This window comes from Duganella levis, assembly GCF_009857605.1.
In the GTDB taxonomy this organism is placed as follows: Bacteria; Pseudomonadota; Gammaproteobacteria; order Burkholderiales; family Burkholderiaceae_D; genus Rugamonas; species Rugamonas levis.
The window spans coordinates 15,631-37,814 of record NZ_WWCT01000011.1 but is presented as its reverse complement, the minus strand read 5'-3'; the positions used below and the strand labels follow the sequence as shown (position 1 = coordinate 37,814).

Sequence of the window (22,184 nt, the reverse complement as noted above, 5' to 3'; positions counted from 1 at the left end):
TGTAGTTTGTTCTTGTTTGCCCTCGGTCCGGCGGTGGCGGCAGAGCAGGGCGCCACGCCGAACGTCACGCCCAACCGCGGCGCGCTGTTCAAGGTACAGCAGAACGGCCACACGCTGTATTTGTTCGGCACCATCCATGTCGGCGCCAGGGATTTTTATCCGCTGGAGCCGCGCCTGGCCGGCTTTTTGAAAAAAGCGCCGGTGCTGGCGCTGGAAATCGATCCGCTGGCCGATCAGCAAAAACTCGCGCGCGCGGTGCAGCAATACGGCATGAGCGTCAAAGGCAGCTCGGGCCTGACGCCGGAATGGCGCTCGCGTCTGGCCAAGCTGCTCAAGCAGTACAACATCGCGCCGGAAGCGGTGGCGTCGATGAAGCCGTGGCTGCTGGCCAGCGTGCTGACGGTCAGCGAGTTTGCCGCGCAGGGTTATGACGCGGCGCTGGCGGTGGATGCGCATCTGTCGCAGCAGGCGCACGAGGCGGGCCAGAAAGTGGTCGAGCTGGAATCGGCGGACAGCCAGATGTCGCTATTCGACAAGATGACGGCGGCTGAGCAGCTGGTGTTCCTGCAGGAGGCCATCGCCGGCATCGAGGACAAGGAGCAGGCCGACCAGGCGCGCGAGATCGCCGAGGCGTGGCGTCATGCCGATGTGAAGGCGCTCGATGCGCTGGCGCTGAAGGCGGAGCAGGACGATACCTTCTCGGGCCGCTTTGTGCAGAAGGAGTTGCTGGACGGTCGCAATCCAACGCTGGCCGACGGCATGGTCAAATTGATGGCGCGTGAAAACAACAGTGTGGTGGCGATTGGCGTGTTGCACCTGGTCGGCAAAGGAAGCGTGCCGGAATTGCTGCGCAAACGCGGATTGAGCGTGGAACGAATGTACTAGGAGGGAGCTAACTGCAGGGGGGAGGGTGCTGCGAGAAGTGGTGCCCTTTACGTGGATTGAACACGTGGCCTCTCCCTTACCAAGGGAGTGCTCTACCACTGAGCTAAAAGGGCATACAAATGTGGCGGTTTCACCGACTGCCGGCGAGACCGCCTTTTTTTCAGTGAGACCGGATCATAGTGCCAAATGCTTGTTCGGTCAAGACTTCGAGCAACAAAGAGTGCTCAATTCGTCCATCAATGATGTGCACGGTATTGACGCCGGACTTGGCCGCATCCAGGGCTGATGAAATTTTAGGCAGCATGCCGCCGGAAATCGTGCCATCGGCGAACATCTCGTCGATTTCGCGCGCCGACAGGTCGGTCACCAGGTTGCCCTGCTTGTCCTGCACGCCGGCGATGTTGGTCATCATGATCAGCTTTTCAGCTTTCAGGATTTCCGCGATCTTGCCGGCGACCACGTCGGCGTTGATGTTGTAGGCCTGGCCGTCCTGGCCGAAACCGATCGGCGAGATGATCGGGATGAAGGCGTCGTCCTGCAGCGCTTTCACGACAGCCGGGTTGATCGCTTCGATTTCGCCGACGAAGCCGATGTCCAGCGTCTGGCCTGGATTTTCCTTGTCCGGCATGGCCATCTTGCGAGCGCGGATCAGACCGCCATCCTTGCCGGTCAGGCCGACTGCCTGGCCACCGTAGTGATTAATCAACATCACGATATCCTGCTGGACTTCGCCGCCCAGCACCCACTCCACCACTTCCATGGTTTCTTCGTCGGTGATGCGCATGCCTTGCACGAAGGTGCCTTGCTTGCCGATTTTTTTCAGCGCGTTGTCGATTTGCGGACCGCCGCCGTGCACCACGACCGGATTCATGCCGACCAGTTTGAGCAAAATGACATCGCGGGCGAAGCCGTGTTTCAGGCGTTCGTCGGTCATGGCGTTGCCGCCGTATTTGATGACGATGGTTTTACCGTGGTAATTACGGATGTAAGGGAGAGCCTCAGCCAGAATTTGCGCCTTGATCCGTGGTTCAACAGCGGTCAGGTCGTCGGCGTCATTGCCTAGGTTCAGATTGGTCAGTTGGGTCATGGCGATTCCGGTAAGAAGAATTTGGGCGCAATTTTACAGCCTCTGGCTGCACTCAAGCACGCATTATAGGGCCATCCGGTTGTAATTTCCCGGAAGCTCCGATACGCTGAAGCCATGAGTACCTGTTCCCGCTGCGGCGCGCAGTTCTCCTGCGCCATGCAGGACGCCGATCCCGCCGTGCCCGCGCCACCGTGCTGGTGCACTTATCTGCCGGCCGCGCTGCCGGTGCCGTCGGTCGCCGGCGCCAGTTGCTGGTGCCCGGACTGCCTGCGCCAGCACATCATTGATCACCCTCAAACGCCCCCGGCAGCAGCACCAGACAATAGCGCATAACCCTCACCGGGAGCGCTGACATGAACCAGACCTCGCTTGACAACCCAGGTGGCGCGGCAGACGATGGCCACATCGCCCGCATCGTGCGGCTGGAGACCCAAATGGACAACGTCACCAGCGCGCTGGTGTCGTTGCAGCGCGCGCAGGAAGCCCATCATCAGGCCATGCTGGCCGGATTTGAGTCCTTGCGTGATAAGCTTGATGAGCTACGAGAAGACACAAATGTCCGTTTCGACGCCACAACGCAAAGATTCAATCGTTCGCTGACCGAGACAACTGAGCGATTCGATCGTTCGCTAGCCGAAACAGCGGAACGGTTTGACCGCTCACAGGCAGAGGCAGCAGCGCGCTTTGAGCGCTCGCAGGCTGCAGCCGTCGAACGCTTTGAGCGCTCGATAGACCGCCAGGATAAGCGAATCGACTATCTTGGCAATCGAATCGACCATCTGGAGAGTCGCATCGATTATCTGAGTCATCGCATCGACAGACTGGTGTATTGGATGGCCGGGCTGATGATTACCAATGTAGTGACGGTGGTCGGCTTGCTCCTGCGAGCCACCGGCACGATCTGATCAGGCCACTGTGCTGAAAAAGCGCAGCATTTCGCGGCTGGCGTCGGGGCCTTTGGCGTCGGTGTAGCTGCCCGAGGCGCTGCCGCCCGACCAGGCGTGGCCGGCGCCGTGGACTACCCAATGTTCGCCCAACGGCGTGCCGTCCGGCTTGGTGTGCGTGGTTTGCGTGTAGCGGTAGCCATTCGGCACCGCGCCCGATTGCACCGACGGCCGCGCGCCGCGATGGTGATGCAGCCGCTGTTCAATCACCTGCTCGCCATTGCGCGGATTGACGGTGGTGTCGCTATCGCCATGAAACACGATAATCGGCTGCGACCCATTGCCAGCCTTGCCCGCGCTCTTGGCGCCGCGCTTCATGGCCGACAGCGCCGACGGCAAATCCTGCGCCGATGCAAACGGCAAACCCGAATGCACACCCACCGCCGCAAACAATTCCGGATACAGCGTGCCGACGATTACCGCCATAGCGCCGCCGGCCGACAGGCCCGCCACATACACCTGGCGCTCGTTGACCGGGTACTCTTCGATGACCTGTCGCGCAATGCCGGCGATGATGGACGGCTCGCCCTGTCCGCGCTGCTGGTCGATGGCGTTGAACCAGTTCCAGCACTTGGAGTGGTTAGCATTGGCCGGCTGTTCGGGATAAGCCACGAAAAAGCCCATTTCCTCCGCCACCTGATTCATCTGCGTGCCGGCCGCGAAGTCGTCCGGATTCTGCGTGCAGCCGTGCAGCATCACCAGCAGCGGCATGGCCTGGCCGTGATAGCTCGACGGCACGTACAGCTTATAGTTGCGCATGCCGGCGTGGTTGCTGTAACTGCTGCGGATAAATTGCGCACCTTCCGGCAGCGGTTGCGCCGGCGCCGGATGCAGCAGCGAACCGACATCGATGGCCCGGTCCAGATTGGCTTGCAGATCGATCTTGATGCCCATGCGGTTCAGCATGTCCTGCGCGTACTCGGCCGGATGCGTGGCCGGATTCGGCTGCGCAGACGGTGGGTCCGGCAGCAAATCCGGCGCCACATGGGGTGTGGACGGCGCCGCGTTGGCCGGCGGCGGATTAATATCACGCATGGCCGGTTGGGCGGCCGGGCGGTGCAGATGCACGCTCTTATTGAGCATCTGCTGCGCAGCTTCGCGCATTTGCGTTAGAAAATTGAGTTTCATGGCACTCCTTAATGGATGCGCGGGGCCAGTGCAGCTTTGAGGACCGCGCTGGCGTGCAGCGAGCCGAGTACAAAAATGGATTCGATAGTCGCCAGCGCCAGTTCGACCGAAACGTCGCTGGCGATGCTGGCCAGGCCCAGTACCTGGATTTGCAGCCGTTGCCCGGCCGCCTGGATTGCTTCCAGGTCGGCGCGTGAGTAATGCTGCATGCCCAGTACCAGGCTCTTGCGCGCCACGGTCTGCTTGACCACCTCGGCGTGCTGGTTCAGCTGATTGCGGATTGCCGTGCGTATCAGATCGGTACGGTTCGAGTAAAACCCTTCTTGTACCAGCAGGTCAATCTGTCCTAAGTCGATCGGGCCCAGATTGATGGTGATTTTTTCTGATTCGGCAGTCTTCAGCTTGATTTCTTGCTTGGCCACAGTGTCTCCATCTGATTACCATCTATATGGATGGTAAGTCTACGCCGATGCGCGCCCAAGTCAAGCGGCTTCGCGGCATAATGGGGCCATGAGTGATGCAACTAACTTAATCCCCGCGCCGGTGCCGTCCCCGTGTGTCAGCCTGTGCAAGATGGACATGGAACGGCAATATTGCATGGGCTGCCTGCGGACCATCGAGGAAATCATCGCCTGGGGCAAGGCCGACGACGACTACAAACGCGCCGTGTGGGCAGAACTGCCGCTGCGGCGCCAAACCCTCCGTTTCGACGACGAGGAGCTATGAGCGTGCTGCCGGATTCGATACAGGTACTGGAACGGGGCTGGCTGTCGTCTAACAACATCATGTTGTTGGGCCGCCACGATACGGCGATTATCGATACGGGCTACGTCAGCCACGCGCCGCAGACGCTGGAACTGGTGCGCCACGTGCTGCGCGGACGCCATCTGGACCAGATTCTCAACACCCACCTGCATTCCGACCACTGTGGCGGCAACGCCATCCTGCAAGCTCACTTCGGCTGCAAGACCTCGATTCCGGTGGCGGAGGCCGACAAGGTGCGGCACTGGGACGTGGAGGCGCTGAGTTTCAAGGCCACCGGCCAGCGCTGCGACCGCTTCACCTTCGACGCCACCATCGCCCCCGGCGACGTGCTGACCCTGGCCGACATGGAATGGCAGGCGCTGGGCGCCCCCGGCCACGATCCGCATTCACTGATTTTTTACTGTCCGCAAGAAAAGGTGCTGGTATCCGCCGATGCGCTGTGGGAAAACGGCTTCGGCGTCATCTTTCCCGAGCTGGAAGGCGAATCGGGCTTTGCCGAAGAACGCGCCACGCTGGACCTGATCGCCGGGCTGGACGTGCGGGTGGCGATTCCTGGTCACGGCGCGCCGTTCACCGATGTGGCCGGCGCACTGGCGCGCGCGCGGTCGCGGCTGGAATACCTGGCCGCCGATCCGCTACGCAACGCGCAGAACGCGCTGAAGGTGCTGCTCAAGTTCCTGCTGCTGGAGCGCCAGCGGATTGCGCTGGCCGATGTGCCGGTGCTGCTGACCTCGATGCCGGTGTTTGCGGCCGCCAATAACAACTTCCTCAAGCAGACGCCGGAAGAACTCGGCCGCTGGGCTGTCAGTCAACTTGTACGCAGTGCTGCGGCACGTGTTGAGGGTGAGTACTTACTTAATGAATAAATGTAGAGGGGTGGATCTAGTTTCGGCACGGTCGTACTATTTCCGATCTATAATCGTCGGCACCGATTAACTCACGTCAGCGAGTACGCCATGACCTTGCCTGCAGTCCTGCAAAACCTCACCCTTCCCGTCATCGCATCCCCGATGTTCATCGCCAGTGGACCGGCGCTGGTGGCGGCCCAGTGCAAGGCCGGCATCGTCGGCTCGTTCCCGGCGCTCAACGCGCGTCCGGCCGAGATGCTGGATGTGTGGCTGACCGATCTGCAAAAAGAACTGGCTGAGTTCCAGGCCGCCAACCCGGACAAGCGCGTCGGCCCGATCGCCGTCAACCAGATCGTCCACCAGTCCAACGACCGTCTGGCGCATGACGTCGAAGTGTGTGTGAAGCACCAGATTCCTATCATCATCTCGTCGCTGCGCGCGCCGCCGAAAGAGATGCTGGATGCGATCCATAGCTACGGTGGCATCGTGCTGCACGACATCGTCTCGATCCGCCATGCTGAAAAAGCGCTGGAAGCGGGCGTCGATGGCCTGATCCTGGTGGCCAGCGGCGCCGGCGGCCATGCCGGCACGCTGTCGCCGTTTGCGCTGGTGGGTGAAGTGCGCAAGTTCTTCAAAGGTCCGATTGCGCTGTCCGGCTCGATCGCCACCGGCGACGCCATCCTGGCGGCCCAGGCCATGGGCGCTGACTTCGCCTATATCGGTTCGCGCTGGCTGGCGACCAAGGAATCCAACGTCAGCGACGGCTACCGCGAGGCGATTGTTGAATCGACGGCGGCAGATATCATCTATTCGAACCTGTTCACCGGCGTTCACGGTAATTATCTGAAAAAATCCATCGTCGCCGCCGGCCTCGATCCGGACGCGCTGCCAACGGCCGACAAGACCGCCATGAACTTCGGTTCCAGCAGTGCCAAAGCCTGGCGCGACATCTGGGGCGCCGGCCAGGGCGTGGGCCTGATGGACGACATCCCATCGGCCGGCGAAATGGTCGAACGCCTGAAGCGCGAGTACGACGCCGCGCGAGCTCGCCTGGCGCTGTAATTACTGGCCGACGGCGAGACTTTCGCGCGCCATCGGCTTGCCGCGCACCCAGACCGTGTCTACCGTATCGTAGGCACGGACGTCTTGCAGCGGCGATTCCTTCATTAGCACCAGATTGGCCACCTTGCCCGGCTCGATGCTGCCCAGGTCTTTTTCAAGATGGAAGGCGCGGGCATTGTTGATCGTGGCCGCCTTGAAAAGCTGCGCCAGCGACAGGCCGGCATTGCGCAAATCCTGCATCTCCAGATAGCCGTTCAGGCCCGGAATATTGCCGTAAGTGGGCGAAGAGGGTGTGTCGGTGGCAAACAGGAAATTCGCATTCTTGCTCGCTAAATAGGCAACCACCTGGCGTTGGCGGCGCAGCGGCGCTTCCATATTCTTGCGGACGGTCTCGTCGGTTTCGCCTTCTTCCGCTACTTCTTCCTTGAACCAGCTGCCTTCGGGCGTTTTCAGCCACGCCAGCATGGCGGGTGGCAGCAGCTTGGACAGCACCGGCGTGTTCAGATATTCCGGATCGACATAGGCACGCAGGCCGTACAGCACTTGCATGGTCGGCTGGTAGCCGATGTTGCGTTCGACGACTTTATCCAGCAATTGTTTGATTTCGTCTGGTAACTCCGGCGAATTGTTCAGCGCACCCCAGTGCCACATGCCATGGGCCAGCACGTCGACGCCGCCGTTGACGGCGAAGGTCTGCGCCTCGAAGGAATTCCCGTGCGTCACCAGCGTCAGGCTATCCTTGGTCGCCGCCGCGCGGACTTCGCCGTACACGGCCGGACTCATCACCGGCAGGTTGCGCTGGGCGCCGAAGCCGTGTTCGTAGTGGGTCTTGACGCAGATGGCGCCGTCCTTTTTGGCGCGTGCCACGCCTTTGGCCGGGGTGTAGTCCTCCGGTTTGTAGCGGGCGGGAATCTTGTCGGCCTGGGCGGGGTCGTAAATGAAATTGGAAAACACTTCAAAGCGGTAGGCCGGCGGCGTGTACGACGATGGATAACCGTTGGCGAACACCAGCGGCGGGCCGCAGTCGTAAATGTCCGGATGACGCGGCATGGCTTTGACGCGGTCGATGAATTCGCGGCTGCCGGCGGCGAGGTCGATCACGGTGGTATAGCCGTAGTAGAGGTAGGAGCGCGGCATTTGCGCGAAATACTCCTTGGCCATGGTTTGCATGTGGTCGGCCTGCTCGAAGCTCATGCCGGGCACGGCAAACAGGTGGACGTGGGAGTCGATCAGGCCGGGCATCAAATAGTAGCCTTTGCCGTCGACGCGGGTGGCGCGGGCTGGTGTATTGCCGCCAGAACCGCGCTCGACGCGGACGATGCGATCGTTATCGATCAGCACGCTGCCGCTTTCAATGCGATCCAGTTTTTCCGGCGAGATCAGTTTTACGTTGGTGATCCAGGTTTGACCGGCCATGGCCGGTGCGCAAATCATCAGGCTGGCGATCAGGTGAGGCAATTTCATGCTGGGCTCCTTGTTGTGATGCCCCAGTCTGCCGTGCCACGCCGCAGTTTTCGTCGCAAATGATGATTTGGCACGCGCTAGGCGGCGGTTTTGGCCTGGTCGCGGAATTCGCCGGGCGTGACGCCGGTGAATTTTTTAAATGTCCGGTTCATCGCGCTTTTACTGTTAAATCCGGCAATTATCGACAAGTCGAGGATGCTGGTGCCGGCCAGTTGCGGGTCGTGCAGCGCGGTTTTGAGAGCCTCAACGCGGTAGCGGTTGAGGTAATCGGCGAAATTGGCGCCGCAATGTTCATTAATCAGCTGGGAAAGTTCGTGCGGCGTCATCGCTACCTGCGCGGCCAGGTCTTCCAGCTTCAGTTCGCCGTTGCGGTAGGGCTGATCCTGTTCCATGCAGGTTTGCAGGCGGGCCAGAAAGGCGTCGCGATCGGCTGTGGATAACTGTTTGTCGGCGTAGCGCGGTTTAGGCGCAGGAACCGGTGCGGGCGGCAGCGTGCGTGGACGGTAGCCGAGCGGCAAGCGCATCGCCGTGTAGGCGGTGGCGAAGACGAACACAATCAGGGCGCCGCCGTCCACCATTTCCACCGACAACGGCAAGTCGATATCGAGCGCGGCCATTGCCACCGCGATCACGCTCAGCGCTCCACTCGCCAGCCACAAGCGCATGAGCCGGCGCAAGTCGCCTACAAGATCCGAATCGGCCGGCACCCGCCGCACCAGGCGGACACTGGCGCGCAGGTAGGCGAGCAGGATGACCAGCTTGGCCACCGCCGCCAGTCCCAGATACCAGGGCCAGCCGTGCCATTGGCGCATCCAGGCCAGTTTTTCGTCAGCCGACCGCAAGTAGAAGGGCAGCATGGCGAGCGTGGCGACCGCAAACGGGACGAAATGCAGCCAGGCGCGGCGGCCCAGCGGCTGGTCGGACAGCATGGCGTGCAGGTAAAGATACAGCAGCGGCCCCACCGCTAACCCCAGTGTGACGATGGCCAGCGCGCTGTGCGGGTAGACGCGGTACAGCTGATTCAGCCCCAGCCACGCATGGCCGATGATTGCTGAAAAAATCAGCAGCAGCGCCGACAGCAGCCGGTTCGCCGTGCGCATTTCGGGTTGGCGCGGGTTGAGCAGCGCGATGCTGAGAAAAACCGCCTGGGCAATGGCGGCTAGGAACAGCCAGGAAGCAATTGTATTCACCATGATACAAATCCTGACATTTTTAACAATCCAAAGCAATTACAATTCACTCAATATTGTGGAGGATAACGATGAAAACTGTACGTGCAGCATCTCTGTTGTTGGCGCTGGTGTGCGCCACCGGCCACGCATCCGTGAAGCCGAACGCGGCTGCGGCGCCGTTGCAGCAGGAAGGAAAGTCGTTGTTCGCGCAGGGCAAATACAAGGACGCCATCGCCAAGTTCCAGGAGGCGGCCAAGGCTGACCCTGCCGCATCGGAACCATTGTCGGCGATTGCCAACGTGCTGATGGCGGCGGCGTCGCAGGCACAGGGTGATGCCAAGGTCCGGCTACGCCAGCAGTCCGAGTCGGTGGCGCGCCAGGCGCTGACGCTGGGCCCGGATGATCCGCTGGCGCAGGAAGTGCTGCGCAACCTGTTGGACGAGACGCCGCCGCCGCTGCATCTTGCGACGCCGGCCGCATGGAAGGCCATGCAGGAAGGGGAGGTGCTGTTCCAGTCCGGCAAGCCGGCTGAAGCGCTGGTCAAGTACGACGAGGCGGCGCGGCTGGACCCGTTGTATTCCAGCGCCGAGGTGTACGCCGGCGATTGCTACTTTGCGCAGAAAAAATGGCCGGAGGCCGAGGAGCGCTTCCGCAAGGCGACCGAGATCGAGCCGCTGAACGGGCAGGCCTGGCGCTTCCTGTCGGATGCGTTGCAGTGGCAGCAAAAGTTGAACGCAGCGGAGGCGGCGCTGTTCGGCGGCATCGCGGCTCAGCCGAGCCAGTTGCCGACCTGGGACAAGCTGGCAGCGTTGCGCAACAAGGTGGGCTACCCGATGACCGCGCTGCACCTCCAGCGCAAGGCCAGCGTGAAGCTGGATGCCAACGGCAAGTTCGTCATCAACCTGGATTCCGAATTCAGTGGCAACAACGGCAAAATGGTTGCCGATGGCGCGATGTGGCTTGCGTACGCCACGTTTGAAGTGAACGCGCGCCAGAAGAACCTGCAGGACAAAGTCGCCGACCAGCCGTTTGCGATTGAAGTGGCGTCGTGGCGTTCGGCGTTGCAGGTGATTGACGAAGTGGTGGCCAACGGCGGCGCGGATATCCAGGATCCCGCGCTGCTGAACATCCGCATGCTGGCCAAGGCCAACCAGCTGGAAACAGGACTGATGCTGTTGCAATACCGGGAGTCCTGGCGCGCTGAATTCGAAGCGTGGAAAAAAGCCAACCCGAACGGCATCCGCAAATTCGTTAACACCTACGCCTTGCGTCCTTAAACCGACTGCACCAGGTAGTCGATCAGCGCGCGCACTTTGAGCGCAAGGTGGCGGCCGGGTGTGTAGACGGCGTGAATGCTGCCGGTGTAGGGAGCGTCGAATTCCCAATCCGGCAGCAGTTGTTGCAGGCGTCCGGCATCCAGCGCCGCGCGCGCGGCAAAATCCGGCACCAGGCCGATCGCGCCGCCAGCTTCGGCCAGCGTGACGATGGCGGCGCTGTTGTTGATGGTCAGGCGTGAGGCGACGCGGATGTCGACGCAGTCAGCGCCGCGTTCCAAGCGCCAGTCGGGGCCGAAGCTGCCGTAACCCAGATAACAGCAGGCGTGCGACGGCAAATCATCCGGCGCCGCAGGAGTTCCATGCCTGGCGAGATACGCCGGCGACGCCACCAGCACATAGCGCATCGCACACAGCGGCCGCGCGGCCAGCCCCGGCGACAAGTCGCGGGCGATGCGGATGGCGAGATCGACGCCGTCTTCGGCCAGATCCACCGTCCGATCGATCAGCGTCAGGCGCACATCCACTTCAGGATATTTGGCCAGAAAATCCGGCAGGCGTGGCGCCAGCCAGGTCTGGCCGAAGACCACCGGTGCGCTGACGCGGATTACGCCATTCGGCCGCGCACTGTAGCTGCCGGCCATGGCGTGCACCTCGCGCGCCGTGCTCAGCATGCGCGCGCAGGCGACGTGCACCTGCTCCCCCAGTTCCGTCAGCGACAAGGCACGCGTAGTGCGTAACAGCAGCCGGCCGCCGAGATGGGCTTCCAGCCGCGCCACATGGCGGCTCACGGCCGATGTGGTCACGCCCAGGTGCCGCGCCGCCGCCGAAAAGCCGCCTGAGTCCACCACCTGGGCGAAGATCGCCATTTCTTTCAGCATGTCCATTGCGTATCCCGTTCGTTGCGCCTGCATCAACAAGCCTTTGCATTTTAAGCGGATTGTGGATTTTTTAGCGCAGACCGATACTGGGATTTTTAGGAGACGTGATGGACTACACCACTTACCGTACCGACGGACAGGGCGGCCTGCGCCGGGAACAGACTGCGGCAGCACCGCTGCCAGCGGCTGGCGTACGCGTAGCCGTGCGCGCTGTCGGCGTGAATTTTCGCGATGTCTACGTCGTCCGGGGCAACCGCTACCGCGCGCCGGCCGTGGACCAGGTGCCGATGACCGACGCCGCCGGCGTGGTGGCGGAAGTGGGCAGCGGCGTCACGCGCTTCAAGGTCGGCGACCGTGTGTGCTCGACCGTGCTGCCGAACTGGATCGACGGGCCGCTGACCGCCCACGGCATGGCGCGCTCCACTGAGGTATTGGCCGAATACTTCGATGCGGGTGAAAACGATCTGGTGGCCGCGCCGCCGCATCTGAGCGATATCGAAGCCGCCACCTTGCCGGTCGCAGCGCTGACTGCGTGGCACGCGGTAACGGAACTGGGCGTGGTCGGCGCGGGTGACACAGTGGTGGTGCAAACTACCGGTGGCGTGGCGGTGTTTGCGATGCAGTTCGCGCAAGCGCTGGGCGCGCGCGTGATAGTCGTCTCGCGTTCACCGGAAAAGCTGCAACGCACCGGCGCCTGGGCCACCATCAATACCGAAATCACGCCGGAGTGGGACCAGCAAGTGCTGGCGCTGACCGGCGGAATAGGCGCACGCCTGGTGCTCGACATGGGCCTGGACGATTCGCTGCGCCGTTCCGCGCGCGCCGCCGCATACGAAGGCACGGTCGCCATCATCGGCGTGGTGCAGCAGCAGACCAATCCGCTCGATATCTATACGGTGATGAACAAGAACCTGAACGTGCGCGGTGTGGAAACCGGTTCACGCGCCATGTTCGGGCGCATGAACCGCTTTATGACGGAACATGGACTGCGGCCGCACATCGACAGCGTGCACGATGACGTGGATGCGGCGCTGGACCGGATCGCGTCCAGCCCTTACGGCAAAGTGGTGCTCAGCCTTCGTTATTGATCGCCCACAGGCCGGGCAGGTTGCGCCAGTAGCCGTAAGCGTCCATCCCGAAGCCGACCACGAAGCGGTTAGGAATGGTGATGCCGACGATGTCGGCCTGCACCGGCTTGGTCTTGCCGATGGCTTTGTCGGCAAACACCGCCAGGATCACTTCCTTGGCGCCCATGTCCAGCAGGCGCTGTTTGACGTGGGCCAGCGTTTCGCCTTCGTCCAGAATATCGTCCAGCACGATCACGGTGCGGCCGCTGACGTTCGAGCGCGGCACCACTTTCCAGACTACTTCGCCGCCCTTGTCTTCGTCGCCGTAGCGGCTGACGTGGATGTAGTCGAATTCGAGCGGGAAGGTCAGCTGCGGCAGCAGGTTGCCGGTGAAGACCACGGCGCCGCCCATCACGCCCAGCACCAGCGGGAATTCTTCGCTGTCGGGACGGTCGTAGCGGGCGTTAAGCGTATCGGCCATCGCGGTGACGGCGGTGTCGACGTCGTGCTTGGAGTACAGTTCTTCGGCGCTCTCCATCAGGGCACGGGCGCGGTTGTGGTGGAAGTCTTGCATGGTCTTTTTATTAAACAAACGTGTGAAGGACGATATTTTACTGGTAATCGCGGACGTCTGCGATTACCTTGCCGTCATTGGGCAGGCTGCCGACGGCGACAAACCGCACCTCGCCACGCAGTTTGGTCAGCTTGCGGATCGATTCGATGATGGCGCTGCTGCTGGCGCTGGCGGGATCGGCCACCTCGCAGTGCAGCGTCATCGCCTCCTGCGCAATGTGGCCGGAGACCACCAGCCGCGCCTTCACAATCTCCGGATGATGGCGCGCGATGTCATGCACCTGCGACGGATGCACGAACATGCCGCGGATCTTGGTGGTCTGGTCGGCGCGTCCCAGCCAGCCCTTGATGCGGGTGTTGGTGCGGCCGCAAGGCGACGGCGGCGCATCGGTCAGGATGGCCGACAGGTCGCCGGTGGCGAAGCGGATCAGCGGGTAGTCCGGGTTGAATACGGTGACCACCACCTCGCCCACTTCGCCCGCAGGTACAGGCTCGCCGCTGCCGGGGCGAACGATTTCCAGGATCACGTCTTCATCCAGCACCATGCCGGGATCGCGCGTGGCGCCGCTGTGCGTTTCGTAGGCGATGCTGCCGATGTCGGCGGAGGCGTACATCTGCAGCACGCGCGGCACGCCATGTTCGCCGAACCAGGTGCGCAGCGATTCGGGCAGCGCCTCCGCGCCGACCATGGCCTGCTTGATGCTGCTGATGTCCACGCCCATCTCGTGCGCTTTCTCGATGATGATTTTCAGGAAGGACGGCGTGCCGACGTAGGTGCCCGGCCGCAGCGCGTGGATGGCTTGCACCTGCATCTCGGTCTGGCCGCTGCCGGCCGGGATCACCGCGCAGCCAAGCCGCGCGGCGCCGCCTTCGACCATGAAGGCCGCAGGCGTGAAGTGATAGGCAAAGCAGTTCTGCAGCAGGCCGCCGGCGCGCACACCCGCCGCGTACATCGGCCGCGCGAAACGCCACCAGTCCTGGCCGCGTCCTTCCGGATCGAAGATGGGACCGGGCGAGATGTACACGCGAGCCAGCTGGCCCACCGGCGTGGTATTCAAGCCGCCGAACGGCGCATGCTGCGTTTGCAGGTCGTGCAGCTCGGACTTGCGCGTGACCGGCAGCGTGGCCAGCGCCGCGCGGCTGTTGATGTCCACGGCGTTGACGTCCTTCAGGATGCGCGACCATCCCGCCGCCGCTTTGGCGCGCGCCACCAGTTGCGGCAGGCGTGCCATCAGATCGCGTTCGCGCTGTTCGGGCGGGCGGGCTTCCAGGCTGTCGAGCGTATCGGTCATAACCATCCTTATGCCAACCAGCGCTTGCGGCGCCGGTAAAATTTCATGTCGCGGAAGCTCTTGCGACCGGCGCCGGAGACGCCGAGGTAGAACTCTTTCACGTCTTCGTTGCAGGACAGGTCGGCGGCCGCGCCTTCCATCACCACGCGGCCGTTTTCCAGGATGTAGCCAAAGTCGGCGTAGCGCAAGGCGATGCTGGTGTTCTGTTCGGCCAGCAGGAAGGAGACGTTTTCCTTGCTGTTCAAATCCTTGACGATGCCGAAGATCTCTTCGACGATTTGCGGTGCGATGCCCATCGATGGCTCGTCCAGCAAAATCATGGAAGGCTTGGCCATCAGCGCGCGGCCGATGGCGCACATCTGCTGTTCGCCGCCGGAGGTGTAGCCGGCCTGGCTGCTGCGGCGCTCGCGCAAGCGCGGGAAGTAGTGATAAACCTTTTCCAGCGATGCCTTCAGTTCTGAACGGGACGTGCTGCGCGTGTAGGCGCCGGTCAGCAGGTTTTCTTCGATGGTCAAGTGACCGAAGCAGTGGCGGCCTTCCATCACTTGCGACAGGCCGCGCCGGACCAGTTCATTGGGCGTCAGCTGGTCGATGCGTTCGCCCTTGAACTGGACTTCGCCTTTGGTGACGTCACCGCGTTCGCCGCGCAGCAGGGTGGAGATGGTTTTCAGCGTGGTGGACTTGCCGGCGCCGTTGGCACCCAGCAGGGCGACGATCTTCCCCTGCGGGACTTGCAGCGACACGCCTTTCAGCACCAGGATGACGTGGTCGTAGATAACTTCGACGTTATTCACAGACAGATAAGGTGCAGCGGTCGTCATTTCGCGCACGCCGGTGTGATTTTCTTCTCGGCCGCGTAGGCTGCGGAGCTTTCTTCCAGCAGCTTGCGGGTCAGCGCCTTGTCGCCGACGATCCAGTTCGGCGTGATGGCGTTCCACTTCTTGCCGTCCCATTGCTGCACTTTCACCGCGCCGGAGCCTTCATGATCGTCGCAGCTGGTCTTCACTACCGGCAGCATGCCGAAGACGCCGATGGCTTTTTGACGCGACTCGTCCACATTCAGGTTCTCCAGGCCCCAGCGCATTTGCTCGCCGGTGATGCGTTTACCCTTGCCGAATTTTTCCTGCGCGGTGCGCATCGCCTCCACCCACAGGATCGCCGCGCTGACGCCGCGCATGTGGTACACGCTGCCGATGCGTGCGGGATCGGCCATATTGCCCTTACCGGCGTCGTAGAGCTTTTTGCGGATCTCGTCCATCACAGGATAGTTGCCCGGCGTGTTGAAGGTCATCGCGCTGTAGCCTTTGGCCGCATCGCCTGTCGGTACCGTATCTTCTTCCGAGCCAGCCCACCACACGCCGAGAATTTTCTCGCGCGGGAAGCCATTGCGTTGCGCGGTCTTGATGGCCACCGCATTCATCGAGCCCCAGCCCCACAGGATCACATGGTCCGGCTTCGCCTGGCGGATTTGCAGCCATTGCGATTGCTGCTCGCTGCCGGGCGGCGTGACGGGAATCTTGATCAGTTCAAAGCCGTACTGCTTGGACAAGGCCTCCAGCACCGGCAAGGGTTCCTTGCCGAATGCCGAATCGTGGTACAGGTGAACTATCTTTTTGCCTTTCAGCTTGGCCATGCCGCCTTCCTTGTCGCCGAGGTACTTGATCATGGCGGCGGCCTGGTTCCAGTAGCTGGTAATCAGCGGGAAGACGTAGGGGAAGACTTTGCCGTTGGCGGCATCCGAACGGCCGTAGCCGATCATCGTCATCGGGATTTTATCGACGGCGAGGCGGTCAAGAATGCCGTAAGCGACGCCGGTGGACAACGGCTCGACCAGCGTTGCGCCACCGTTCTTGGTCTTTAAACGTTCGTAGCATTCCACGCCGCGCGACGGGTTGTATTCAGTCTCGCACTCTTCCCATGAGATCTTCACGCCATTGACGCCGCCGGACAGATTGACCAGATTAAAGTAGTCGATAATACCGCCATAAAAGCCCGAACCGCCCGCCGCATAAGGGCCTACGCGGTAGGAGGGCAGGGCGATGTACTGTTCCGCAGGCTGCGCGATGGCCGCGCCGCTGGCGGCCAGTAGAACCACGGCGATGATGGATGCAAAGCGTTTCATAGACTTGTCTCCTGTATTTTTTTAGTGAGGGAACGGCCACAGACGCAATTTCTCTTTACCTATCTGCCACAAACGCGCCAAGCCATGCGGCTCGACGATCAAGAAGAAAATAATCAGCGCACCAAACACCATCAGCTCCAGGTTGGAGGCCACGCTGGTCGGCAGAGTAAGACTGTGCGCGACCACGTTCAGCAGCACCGGCAGCAGCACGATAAACGCTGCGCCGAGGAAGGAACCGAGCACCGATCCGACGCCGCCGATGATGATCATGAACAGGATGCGGAACGACAGATCGAGGTTGTAGGCTTCCGGCTCCACCGTGCCGAGATAGGCGTACGCATACAGCGCGCCGGCCACGCCGCAGTAGAAGGAGCTGACGGCGAACGCCAGCAGCTTGGTGCGCATCAGGCGGAAGCCGATCACCTCGGCCGCTACGTCCATGTCGCGCACCGCCATCCATGAGCGGCCGACGTTGGAGCGGATCATATTCTTGGCCAGCAGCGCCATCACCGCCACCACGGCCAGCACCAGCAGGTATTTGCGGTCCGGCGTGTCGAAGTTGTAGCCGAATATGACGATGGGCTGCGCGGTGATGACGCCGGAGGTGCTGTAGTTGGTCAGGTAGGGAATCTTGGTCAGGCACCAGACTACGAAGAACTGCGTGGCCAGCGTGGCGGCGGCCAGATAAAAACCGCGTATGCGCAGCGACGGCAAGCCGAAGGCAATGCCCACCAGCGCTGCGCTCAAGCCGCCCAGCACAAACGCCACCAGCACCGGCAAGCCGGGAATGCGCAGAATGAAGTTATATGACGCGAACGCGCCGACCGCCATGAAGGCCGCCGTGCCAAGCGATAGCTGGCCTGCATAGCCGGTCAGAATATTGAGGCCAATCGCGGCCAGCGAGAAAATCAAAAACGGGATCAATATCGCCGACAGCACATACGGTGACGCCAGTAGCGGCACAAACACGATGGCGACAGCCAGCAATGCCAGCAGCGCAATGCGGTCCTGCATGATGGGGAAGATCTGGCCGTCGGCCTGATAGCTGGTCTTGAACTGTCCTGCTTCGCGGTAAAGCATCGCTCAGATCCTCCGGATGATTTTTTCGCCGAACAGCCCTTCCGGCCGCACCAGCAGGAACAACAGGGCCAGCACGTAAGGGAACCAGCCCTCGATGCCGCCGCCGACCATCGGGCCGATGTACACCTCGGCCAGTTTTTCGGAAGCGCCGATAATCAGGCCACCGACGATCGCGCCGGGCATGGAGGTAAATCCGCCCAGGATCAGCACGGGCAGCGCCTTTAGCGCCACAAACGTCAATGCGAACTGCACGCCATTGCGCGCGCCCCACAGCAGGCCCGCCACCAGCGCCACGATGCCGGCCACCGCCCACAGCACGGCCCAGATGCGCTGCAGCGGAATGCCGACCGCCAGCGCGGCCTGGTGATCGTCCGCCACCGCGCGCAGTGCGCGGCCTATTTTGGTTTTCGAGAACAGCAAGGCCAGCGACGTCACCAGCAGGCCGCATACGGCAGCGGCCATGATGTCGAATTGCGAAACGAGGATGTTGTAATGGTCCATCAGATACTGCCACGGCACGTCTTCTATCGGCAGCTCCAGCTTGCGCACCTGCGCGCCGAACATCAGCTGCGCCAGCCCTTCGATAAAGAAGGCCAGGCCGATGGTCGCCATGAACAGCGTGATTTCCGGCTGGTTGACCAGCGGCCGCAGCACCACGCGTTCTATCGCCAGCCCAAGCACGATCATCACCGCCACGGTGATCGGCAATGCGATCCACAGCGATACACCCAGCTTGTCCATCACGCCGACGCAGGTCAGCGCGGCGAAATATACCATCGCACCCTGCGCAAAATTGAACACGCCGGAGGCTTTGTAGATCAGCACAAAGCCTATCGCCACCAGCGCGTACATCACGCCGGAGAGCAGGCCACCAATCAGCACCTCGAAGAAGAAGTTCATGAACAGGCCACTCCGAGGTAAGCGTTGATCACGTCCTGATTGCAGCGCACTTCGTCCGGCGTGCCGTCGCCGATTTTCTTTCCGTAGTCGAGCACCACTACGCGGTCGGAGATATCCATCACTACGCCCATGTCATGCTCGATCAATACGATGGTGGTGCCGAATTGGTCGTTGACGTCGAGGATGAAGCGGCACATATCCTGTTTTTCTTCGACATTCATGCCGGCCATTGGTTCGTCCAGCAGCAGGATTTCCGGCTCGGCGGCCAGCGCGCGGCCCAGTTCCACTCGCTTTTGCAGGCCGTAGGGCAGGCGGCCGACCGGCGTCTTGCGGATGGCTTGAATCTCCAGAAAATCGATGATCTCTTCGGCCTTGATACGGTGGGCGATTTCCTCGCGCCGCGCCGGTCCCCAGTACAGCGCCTGCATCAGGAAGTTGGATTTCATCTTGAGGTTACGGCCGGTCATGATGTTATCCAACACTGTCATGCCCTTGAACAGCGCGATATTCTGGAAGGTGCGGGCGATGCCGGATTTGGCGGCGGCGTGGCAGTCCATATTCTTGCGCACCTCGCCGCGATAGGTGATCTGTCCTTGCTGCGGGCGATACACGCCGTTGATCACGTTGAGCATCGAGCTTTTGCCGGCGCCGTTCGGGCCGATGATGGCGCGGATTTCGTGCTGGCGCACGTCGAAGGAAATGTCGGTCAGCGCACGCACGCCGCCGAAGGACAGCGAGATGTTTTTCAGGTCGAGGATCACCGGCCCGGTTTCCCGCCGTGCTGCGCTTGCGTCTGCGCCGAAGTGTGCCTCTGGCTCGTTCATTTGCATCTGGGCCTCCGTCATGCCGCTGCCTGTACGGCAGGGTAGGTCTTGCACGCTTCGATCTTCAGGTCCGCCGCCACCACGCCGGTGCGGCCATCTTCAAACTTAACTTGCGTCTCGATGTACTGCGAGGTCTGTTCGCTGTAGAGCGCCTCGATCAGCACCGCGTACTTCTCGGCGATGAACTTGCGGCGTACCTTGCGCGTGCGCGTCAGCTCATCGTCGTCGGGATCGAGTTCCTTGTGCAGCACAAGGTAGCGGTGGATCTGCGTGTCGCCCATCGCCGGCTCGGCGGCCAGGTCGGCATTGACCTGTTCGATGCAGTCGCGCACCAGCCCATACACGGCGGGGTGCGCAGCCAGGTCGGTGTAGCCGGAATAGGCGATGCTGCGGCGTTCCGCCCAGTTACCCACAGCCTCGATGTCGATGTTGATGAAGGCGCAGACCTCGTCGCGCTGGTGGCCGAACACCACCGCCTCTTTGATAAACGGGAAGAACTTGAGTTTGTTCTCGACGTAGTTGGGGGCGAAGATGGCGCCGCTGTTCATGCGACCCACGTCGGCGGCACGGTCGATGATTTTCAGGTGGCCGTCGGCGTCGAACAGGCCGGCGTCGCCGGTGTGGAAGTAGCCCTGGGCGTCGATCGCTTCGCTGGTGGCGTCGGGACGCTTGTAGTAGCAGTCCATCAAGGTTGGCGACTTGACCAGCACTTCGCCGTTGTCAGCCAGTTTGACCTCGACCCCTGGCGCCGGCAGGCCGACGCTGTCGAATTTAATCTGACCGTCCGGCTGCAAACAAATGTAGGCGCAGGTTTCGGTGGAGCCGTAGAACTGTTTCAGATTGACGCCGATGGAGCGGTAGAAGCGGAACAAATCCGGCCCGATCGCCGCACCGGCGGTGTAGGCGACGCGGATGCGCGACATGCCGAGCACATTTTTCAGTGGGCCGTAGACCAGCAGCTTGCCGGCGGCGTAGCGCAGGCGGTCGGCCAGCGGCACCGGCTTGTTGTCTAATATTTGAGCACCGCAGCGCCGTGCCACACTCATAAAGTAGTGGAACATGCGGCGTTTGATGGCGCCGGCGTCCTCCATTCGTATCATCACGGTGGTCAGCATGTTCTCGAACACGCGCGGCGGGGCGAAGTAATAGGTCGGGCCGATTTCGCGCATGTCGGTCATCACGGTCTCGCCGGATTCCGGGCAGTTGACGGTGAAGCCGGCGCTCATCGCCTGCGCGAAGGAGAACAGGCAGTCGCCCACCCACGCCATCGGCAGGTAGGAAAGGATATCTTCGGCGTCGGACAGTTTTTCGAAACCGACGCCGCCGGTGCCGGCCGCCGTCAGCGCGGCGTGGGTCTGGCACACGCCTTTCGGCTTGCCGGTGGTGCCGGAGGTGTAGAGGATGATGGCGTTGTCGCTGCCGCGGCCCTCGGCCACCTGGGCGTCAAAAAAGCCGGGATGGGCCAGATCCCAGGCACGTCCCATCTCTTGCAGGCGGGCGAAGGACAGCAGGCCGGCTTGGCGATAGTGGCGCATGCCGCGTTCGTCGTCGTAGGCGATGTGGCGGATGTGCGGGTACAGGGATTGTAATTCCAGTAATTTATCGACCTGTTCCTGGTCTTCGACGATGGCGTAGTGGATGTCGGCGTTGTCCAGCACATAGGCCATGTCGGCGGCGGGGGCATCCTGGTACAGCGGCACCGGCACGCCGCCCAGGCATTGGGCGGCCAGCATCGCCCAATATAAACGTGGGCGGTTGTCGCCGACGATGGCCAGGTTCATGCCGCGCTGGAAGCCGAGTGCGGCCAGACCGCAGGCGAGGGCGCGCACTTCGTCGTTGACCTGGGACCAGTTCCAGCTCTGCCAGATGCCCAGATGCTTTTCGCGAAACGCGGGTTTCCCCGGCCGCTCCTGGCCGTGCGCGAGCAGGCGCCGAGGGAAGGTCTCGTGTTCTTTTTGCACCAGTGTCTCCTGTTGCTGTTTTGTTTTTTTGTGTGATGATATTAACTTGCCACGGGTAGGCAAGTTGTCTTTTCGACGACAATTCACAGACTTTTCTATGGTGCATCGCAAAAATGTCTGATCGAGATCAAATGAGTTTGCAAGCGGCGTTGCGTTCGGCGATCTGGGCTAAAGGACTGACGCCGGAACAAATGGCGCGCGTTGAGGCCGATACGTTTGAAACGTTTGTGCCGAAAGGTGGTTATGTGTGTCGTAAAGGGGAAATGGTCGAGAATTGGCTGGGTATTATCGACGGTCTGGTCAAGATGAATAATTTCTCTTCTACTGGTAAAAGCGTGACGTTTACCGGTGTGCCGCCGGGTGGCTGGTTTGGCGAGGGTACGGTTTTAAAAAACGAGATGCTTAAATATGATGCGATGGCGTTGCGCGATAGCCGCATCGCGCGCATGCCGGCGGCGACGTTTATGTGGTTGCTGGATAATAGCTTGCCGTTTAGCCGGTTCTTGCTGATGCAGTTAAATGAACGGCTCGGCCAGTTTATCGGCACGGTGGAAAATGACCGGTTATTAGATCCGGATACGCGGGTGGCGCGGTGTCTGGCATCTTTATACCATGCGCATTTATATCCGAGCCTGGAAAAGATCGTACATATATCGCAGGAGGAGTTGGGATTATTATCCGGCGCCTCGCGGCAGCGTGCGAATCAGGCTTTGCAGCTGTTGGAGAAGCAGGGATTGCTTAGCCTGGATTATGGCGGTATCCGCATTCTGGATTTGGAGGGATTACGGCGTTATGAGGCTTAGCGGCTTTTTTTTCGCCCAGCTTATGCCAATTATTAGCGCGTACTTGCCAAAT

At 61.5% G+C, this 22,184-nt stretch carries 23 protein-coding genes and 1 tRNA gene; 9 read left to right on the top strand and 15 right to left on the bottom strand.

Going from position 1 to position 22,184, the window contains the following annotated elements:
* Nucleotides 1–12 precede the first annotated feature (12 nt).
* On the top strand, nt 13–885 hold the full coding sequence (locus tag GTP69_RS14710) for a TraB/GumN family protein (RefSeq protein WP_229260955.1): 873 nt from the start codon (nt 13–15) through the stop codon (nt 883–885).
* A gap of 38 nt (nt 886–923) precedes the next feature.
* Here GTP69_RS14710 and GTP69_RS14705 read toward each other — a convergent pair.
* Both GTP69_RS14705 and argB read right to left on the bottom strand, forming a co-directional pair.
* Nucleotides 924–998: transfer RNA gene (locus tag GTP69_RS14705), tRNA-Thr, on the bottom strand.
* Between the two features lie 47 nt (nt 999–1,045).
* Nucleotides 1,046–1,972, bottom strand: a complete 927-nt coding sequence (argB, locus tag GTP69_RS14700) for an acetylglutamate kinase (RefSeq protein ID WP_110846081.1) — start codon at nt 1,970–1,972, stop codon at nt 1,046–1,048.
* Nucleotides 1,973–2,086: 114 nt separating this feature from the next.
* Between argB and GTP69_RS14695 the strand changes: the two genes are divergently transcribed.
* Nucleotides 2,087–2,305 (top strand): cysteine-rich CWC family protein, encoded by a 219-nt coding sequence (locus tag GTP69_RS14695; RefSeq protein WP_161055572.1) that lies wholly within the window; start codon nt 2,087–2,089, stop codon nt 2,303–2,305.
* A 20-nt stretch (nt 2,306–2,325) separates the two neighbouring features.
* Nucleotides 2,326–2,877 (top strand): hypothetical protein, encoded by a 552-nt coding sequence (locus GTP69_RS14690; RefSeq protein ID WP_161055571.1) that lies wholly within the window; start codon nt 2,326–2,328, stop codon nt 2,875–2,877.
* On the opposite strand, the gene GTP69_RS14685 is transcribed toward GTP69_RS14690, so the two are convergent.
* Entirely contained in the window at nt 2,878–4,044 is a 1,167-nt protein-coding gene (locus GTP69_RS14685) for an extracellular catalytic domain type 1 short-chain-length polyhydroxyalkanoate depolymerase (RefSeq protein WP_229260954.1), read from the bottom strand.
* A gap of 8 nt (nt 4,045–4,052) precedes the next feature.
* Complete coding sequence (locus GTP69_RS14680) at nt 4,053–4,466, bottom strand: ribbon-helix-helix domain-containing protein (protein ID WP_161055570.1); 414 nt, start codon at nt 4,464–4,466, stop codon at nt 4,053–4,055.
* Nucleotides 4,467–4,623: 157 nt separating this feature from the next.
* Here GTP69_RS14680 and GTP69_RS14675 point away from each other — a divergent pair, with 157 nt between their 5' ends.
* From GTP69_RS14675 to GTP69_RS14665, 3 genes are all read left to right on the top strand, one after another.
* Nucleotides 4,624–4,770: a DUF1289 domain-containing protein gene (locus GTP69_RS14675; protein ID WP_229260953.1), complete on the top strand. Its 147-nt coding sequence runs from the start codon at nt 4,624–4,626 to the stop codon at nt 4,768–4,770.
* Complete coding sequence (locus GTP69_RS14670; protein ID WP_161055568.1) at nt 4,767–5,675, top strand: MBL fold metallo-hydrolase; 909 nt, start codon at nt 4,767–4,769, stop codon at nt 5,673–5,675. Before GTP69_RS14675 ends, GTP69_RS14670 begins: the two co-directional genes overlap by 4 nt.
* Before the next feature lie 90 nt (nt 5,676–5,765).
* The gene (locus GTP69_RS14665) at nt 5,766–6,719 is read left to right on the top strand and encodes an NAD(P)H-dependent flavin oxidoreductase (protein ID WP_161055567.1); all 954 of its coding nucleotides are present in this window, start codon (nt 5,766–5,768) and stop codon (nt 6,717–6,719) included.
* Here GTP69_RS14665 and GTP69_RS14660 read toward each other — a convergent pair whose 3' ends face one another.
* Nucleotides 6,720–8,183, bottom strand: a complete 1,464-nt coding sequence (locus GTP69_RS14660) for an amidohydrolase family protein (protein ID WP_161055566.1) — start codon at nt 8,181–8,183, stop codon at nt 6,720–6,722.
* 77 nt (nt 8,184–8,260) lie between these two features.
* A complete protein-coding gene (locus tag GTP69_RS14655) occupies nt 8,261–9,376 on the bottom strand; it encodes a helix-turn-helix domain-containing protein (RefSeq protein ID WP_161055565.1) in 1,116 nt (371 codons plus the stop codon).
* 68 nt (nt 9,377–9,444) lie between these two features.
* Here GTP69_RS14655 and GTP69_RS14650 point away from each other — a divergent pair, with 68 nt between their 5' ends.
* Nucleotides 9,445–10,632, top strand: a complete 1,188-nt coding sequence (locus GTP69_RS14650) for a tetratricopeptide repeat protein (RefSeq protein ID WP_161055564.1) — start codon at nt 9,445–9,447, stop codon at nt 10,630–10,632.
* On the opposite strand, the gene GTP69_RS14645 is transcribed toward GTP69_RS14650, so the two are convergent.
* Complete coding sequence (locus GTP69_RS14645) at nt 10,629–11,516, bottom strand: LysR family transcriptional regulator (protein ID WP_229260952.1); 888 nt, start codon at nt 11,514–11,516, stop codon at nt 10,629–10,631. The genes GTP69_RS14650 and GTP69_RS14645 overlap by 4 nt on opposite strands.
* 101 nt (nt 11,517–11,617) lie before the next feature.
* Between GTP69_RS14645 and GTP69_RS14640 the strand changes: the two genes are divergently transcribed.
* Nucleotides 11,618–12,598 carry a zinc-dependent alcohol dehydrogenase family protein gene (locus GTP69_RS14640; protein ID WP_161055563.1) on the top strand — a complete coding sequence of 327 codons (981 nt, stop codon included), beginning with the start codon at nt 11,618–11,620 and terminating at the stop codon, nt 12,596–12,598.
* Here GTP69_RS14640 and GTP69_RS14635 read toward each other — a convergent pair.
* From GTP69_RS14635 to GTP69_RS14600, 8 genes are read right to left on the bottom strand one after another with little or no spacing between them, the layout of a single operon-like run.
* Nucleotides 12,582–13,151 (bottom strand): hypoxanthine-guanine phosphoribosyltransferase, encoded by a 570-nt coding sequence (locus GTP69_RS14635; protein ID WP_161055562.1) that lies wholly within the window; start codon nt 13,149–13,151, stop codon nt 12,582–12,584. The genes GTP69_RS14640 and GTP69_RS14635 overlap by 17 nt on opposite strands.
* Nucleotides 13,152–13,188: 37 nt before the next feature.
* Nucleotides 13,189–14,442, bottom strand: a complete 1,254-nt coding sequence (locus GTP69_RS14630; RefSeq protein ID WP_161055561.1) for a phenylacetate--CoA ligase family protein — start codon at nt 14,440–14,442, stop codon at nt 13,189–13,191.
* 8 nt (nt 14,443–14,450) lie between these two features.
* Nucleotides 14,451–15,263 (bottom strand): ABC transporter ATP-binding protein, encoded by an 813-nt coding sequence (locus tag GTP69_RS14625; protein ID WP_161055560.1) that lies wholly within the window; start codon nt 15,261–15,263, stop codon nt 14,451–14,453.
* Nucleotides 15,260–16,564 carry an ABC transporter substrate-binding protein gene (locus GTP69_RS14620; RefSeq protein WP_161055559.1) on the bottom strand — a complete coding sequence of 435 codons (1,305 nt, stop codon included), beginning with the start codon at nt 16,562–16,564 and terminating at the stop codon, nt 15,260–15,262. The genes GTP69_RS14625 and GTP69_RS14620 overlap by 4 nt, the downstream gene beginning before the upstream one ends.
* Nucleotides 16,565–16,585: 21 nt before the next feature.
* Nucleotides 16,586–17,644: a branched-chain amino acid ABC transporter permease gene (locus GTP69_RS14615; RefSeq protein WP_161055558.1), complete on the bottom strand. Its 1,059-nt coding sequence runs from the start codon at nt 17,642–17,644 to the stop codon at nt 16,586–16,588.
* Between the two features lie 3 nt (nt 17,645–17,647).
* Nucleotides 17,648–18,544: a branched-chain amino acid ABC transporter permease gene (locus GTP69_RS14610; RefSeq protein WP_202424425.1), complete on the bottom strand. Its 897-nt coding sequence runs from the start codon at nt 18,542–18,544 to the stop codon at nt 17,648–17,650.
* Nucleotides 18,541–19,374 carry an ABC transporter ATP-binding protein gene (locus GTP69_RS14605; RefSeq protein ID WP_371867939.1) on the bottom strand — a complete coding sequence of 278 codons (834 nt, stop codon included), beginning with the start codon at nt 19,372–19,374 and terminating at the stop codon, nt 18,541–18,543. Before GTP69_RS14605 ends, GTP69_RS14610 begins: the two co-directional genes overlap by 4 nt.
* A gap of 11 nt (nt 19,375–19,385) precedes the next feature.
* Nucleotides 19,386–21,332, bottom strand: coding sequence for an AMP-binding protein (locus GTP69_RS14600; RefSeq protein WP_202424433.1), 1,947 nt, complete (start codon nt 21,330–21,332; stop codon nt 19,386–19,388).
* Between the two features lie 128 nt (nt 21,333–21,460).
* On the opposite strand from GTP69_RS14600, the gene GTP69_RS14595 reads away from it, so the two are divergent.
* On the top strand, nt 21,461–22,132 hold the full coding sequence (locus GTP69_RS14595) for a Crp/Fnr family transcriptional regulator (protein WP_371867938.1): 672 nt from the start codon (nt 21,461–21,463) through the stop codon (nt 22,130–22,132).
* Nucleotides 22,133–22,184 lie beyond the last annotated feature (52 nt).

What these genes read in the sequence shown, in the direction of transcription:
- argB (WP_110846081.1), bottom strand. Translation starts at nt 1,972, where the DNA reads ATGACCCAACTGACCAATCTGAACCTAGGCAATGACGCCGACGACCTG.
- GTP69_RS14695 (WP_161055572.1), top strand. Translation starts at nt 2,087, where the DNA reads ATGAGTACCTGTTCCCGCTGCGGCGCGCAGTTCTCCTGCGCCATGCAG.
- GTP69_RS14690 (WP_161055571.1), top strand. Translation starts at nt 2,326, where the DNA reads ATGAACCAGACCTCGCTTGACAACCCAGGTGGCGCGGCAGACGATGGC.
- GTP69_RS14685 (WP_229260954.1), bottom strand. Translation starts at nt 4,044, where the DNA reads ATGAAACTCAATTTTCTAACGCAAATGCGCGAAGCTGCGCAGCAGATG.
- GTP69_RS14675 (WP_229260953.1), top strand. Translation starts at nt 4,624, where the DNA reads ATGGAACGGCAATATTGCATGGGCTGCCTGCGGACCATCGAGGAAATC.
- GTP69_RS14670 (WP_161055568.1), top strand. Translation starts at nt 4,767, where the DNA reads ATGAGCGTGCTGCCGGATTCGATACAGGTACTGGAACGGGGCTGGCTG.
- GTP69_RS14665 (WP_161055567.1), top strand. Translation starts at nt 5,766, where the DNA reads ATGACCTTGCCTGCAGTCCTGCAAAACCTCACCCTTCCCGTCATCGCA.
- GTP69_RS14660 (WP_161055566.1), bottom strand. Translation starts at nt 8,183, where the DNA reads ATGAAATTGCCTCACCTGATCGCCAGCCTGATGATTTGCGCACCGGCC.
- GTP69_RS14655 (WP_161055565.1), bottom strand. Translation starts at nt 9,376, where the DNA reads ATGGTGAATACAATTGCTTCCTGGCTGTTCCTAGCCGCCATTGCCCAG.
- GTP69_RS14650 (WP_161055564.1), top strand. Translation starts at nt 9,445, where the DNA reads ATGAAAACTGTACGTGCAGCATCTCTGTTGTTGGCGCTGGTGTGCGCC.
- GTP69_RS14645 (WP_229260952.1), bottom strand. Translation starts at nt 11,516, where the DNA reads ATGGACATGCTGAAAGAAATGGCGATCTTCGCCCAGGTGGTGGACTCA.
- GTP69_RS14640 (WP_161055563.1), top strand. Translation starts at nt 11,618, where the DNA reads ATGGACTACACCACTTACCGTACCGACGGACAGGGCGGCCTGCGCCGG.
- GTP69_RS14635 (WP_161055562.1), bottom strand. Translation starts at nt 13,151, where the DNA reads ATGCAAGACTTCCACCACAACCGCGCCCGTGCCCTGATGGAGAGCGCC.
- GTP69_RS14630 (WP_161055561.1), bottom strand. Translation starts at nt 14,442, where the DNA reads ATGACCGATACGCTCGACAGCCTGGAAGCCCGCCCGCCCGAACAGCGC.
- GTP69_RS14625 (WP_161055560.1), bottom strand. Translation starts at nt 15,263, where the DNA reads ATGACGACCGCTGCACCTTATCTGTCTGTGAATAACGTCGAAGTTATC.
- GTP69_RS14620 (WP_161055559.1), bottom strand. Translation starts at nt 16,564, where the DNA reads ATGAAACGCTTTGCATCCATCATCGCCGTGGTTCTACTGGCCGCCAGC.
- GTP69_RS14615 (WP_161055558.1), bottom strand. Translation starts at nt 17,644, where the DNA reads ATGCTTTACCGCGAAGCAGGACAGTTCAAGACCAGCTATCAGGCCGAC.
- GTP69_RS14610 (WP_202424425.1), bottom strand. Translation starts at nt 18,544, where the DNA reads ATGAACTTCTTCTTCGAGGTGCTGATTGGTGGCCTGCTCTCCGGCGTG.
- GTP69_RS14605 (WP_371867939.1), bottom strand. Translation starts at nt 19,374, where the DNA reads ATGCAAATGAACGAGCCAGAGGCACACTTCGGCGCAGACGCAAGCGCA.
- GTP69_RS14595 (WP_371867938.1), top strand. Translation starts at nt 21,461, where the DNA reads ATGAGTTTGCAAGCGGCGTTGCGTTCGGCGATCTGGGCTAAAGGACTG.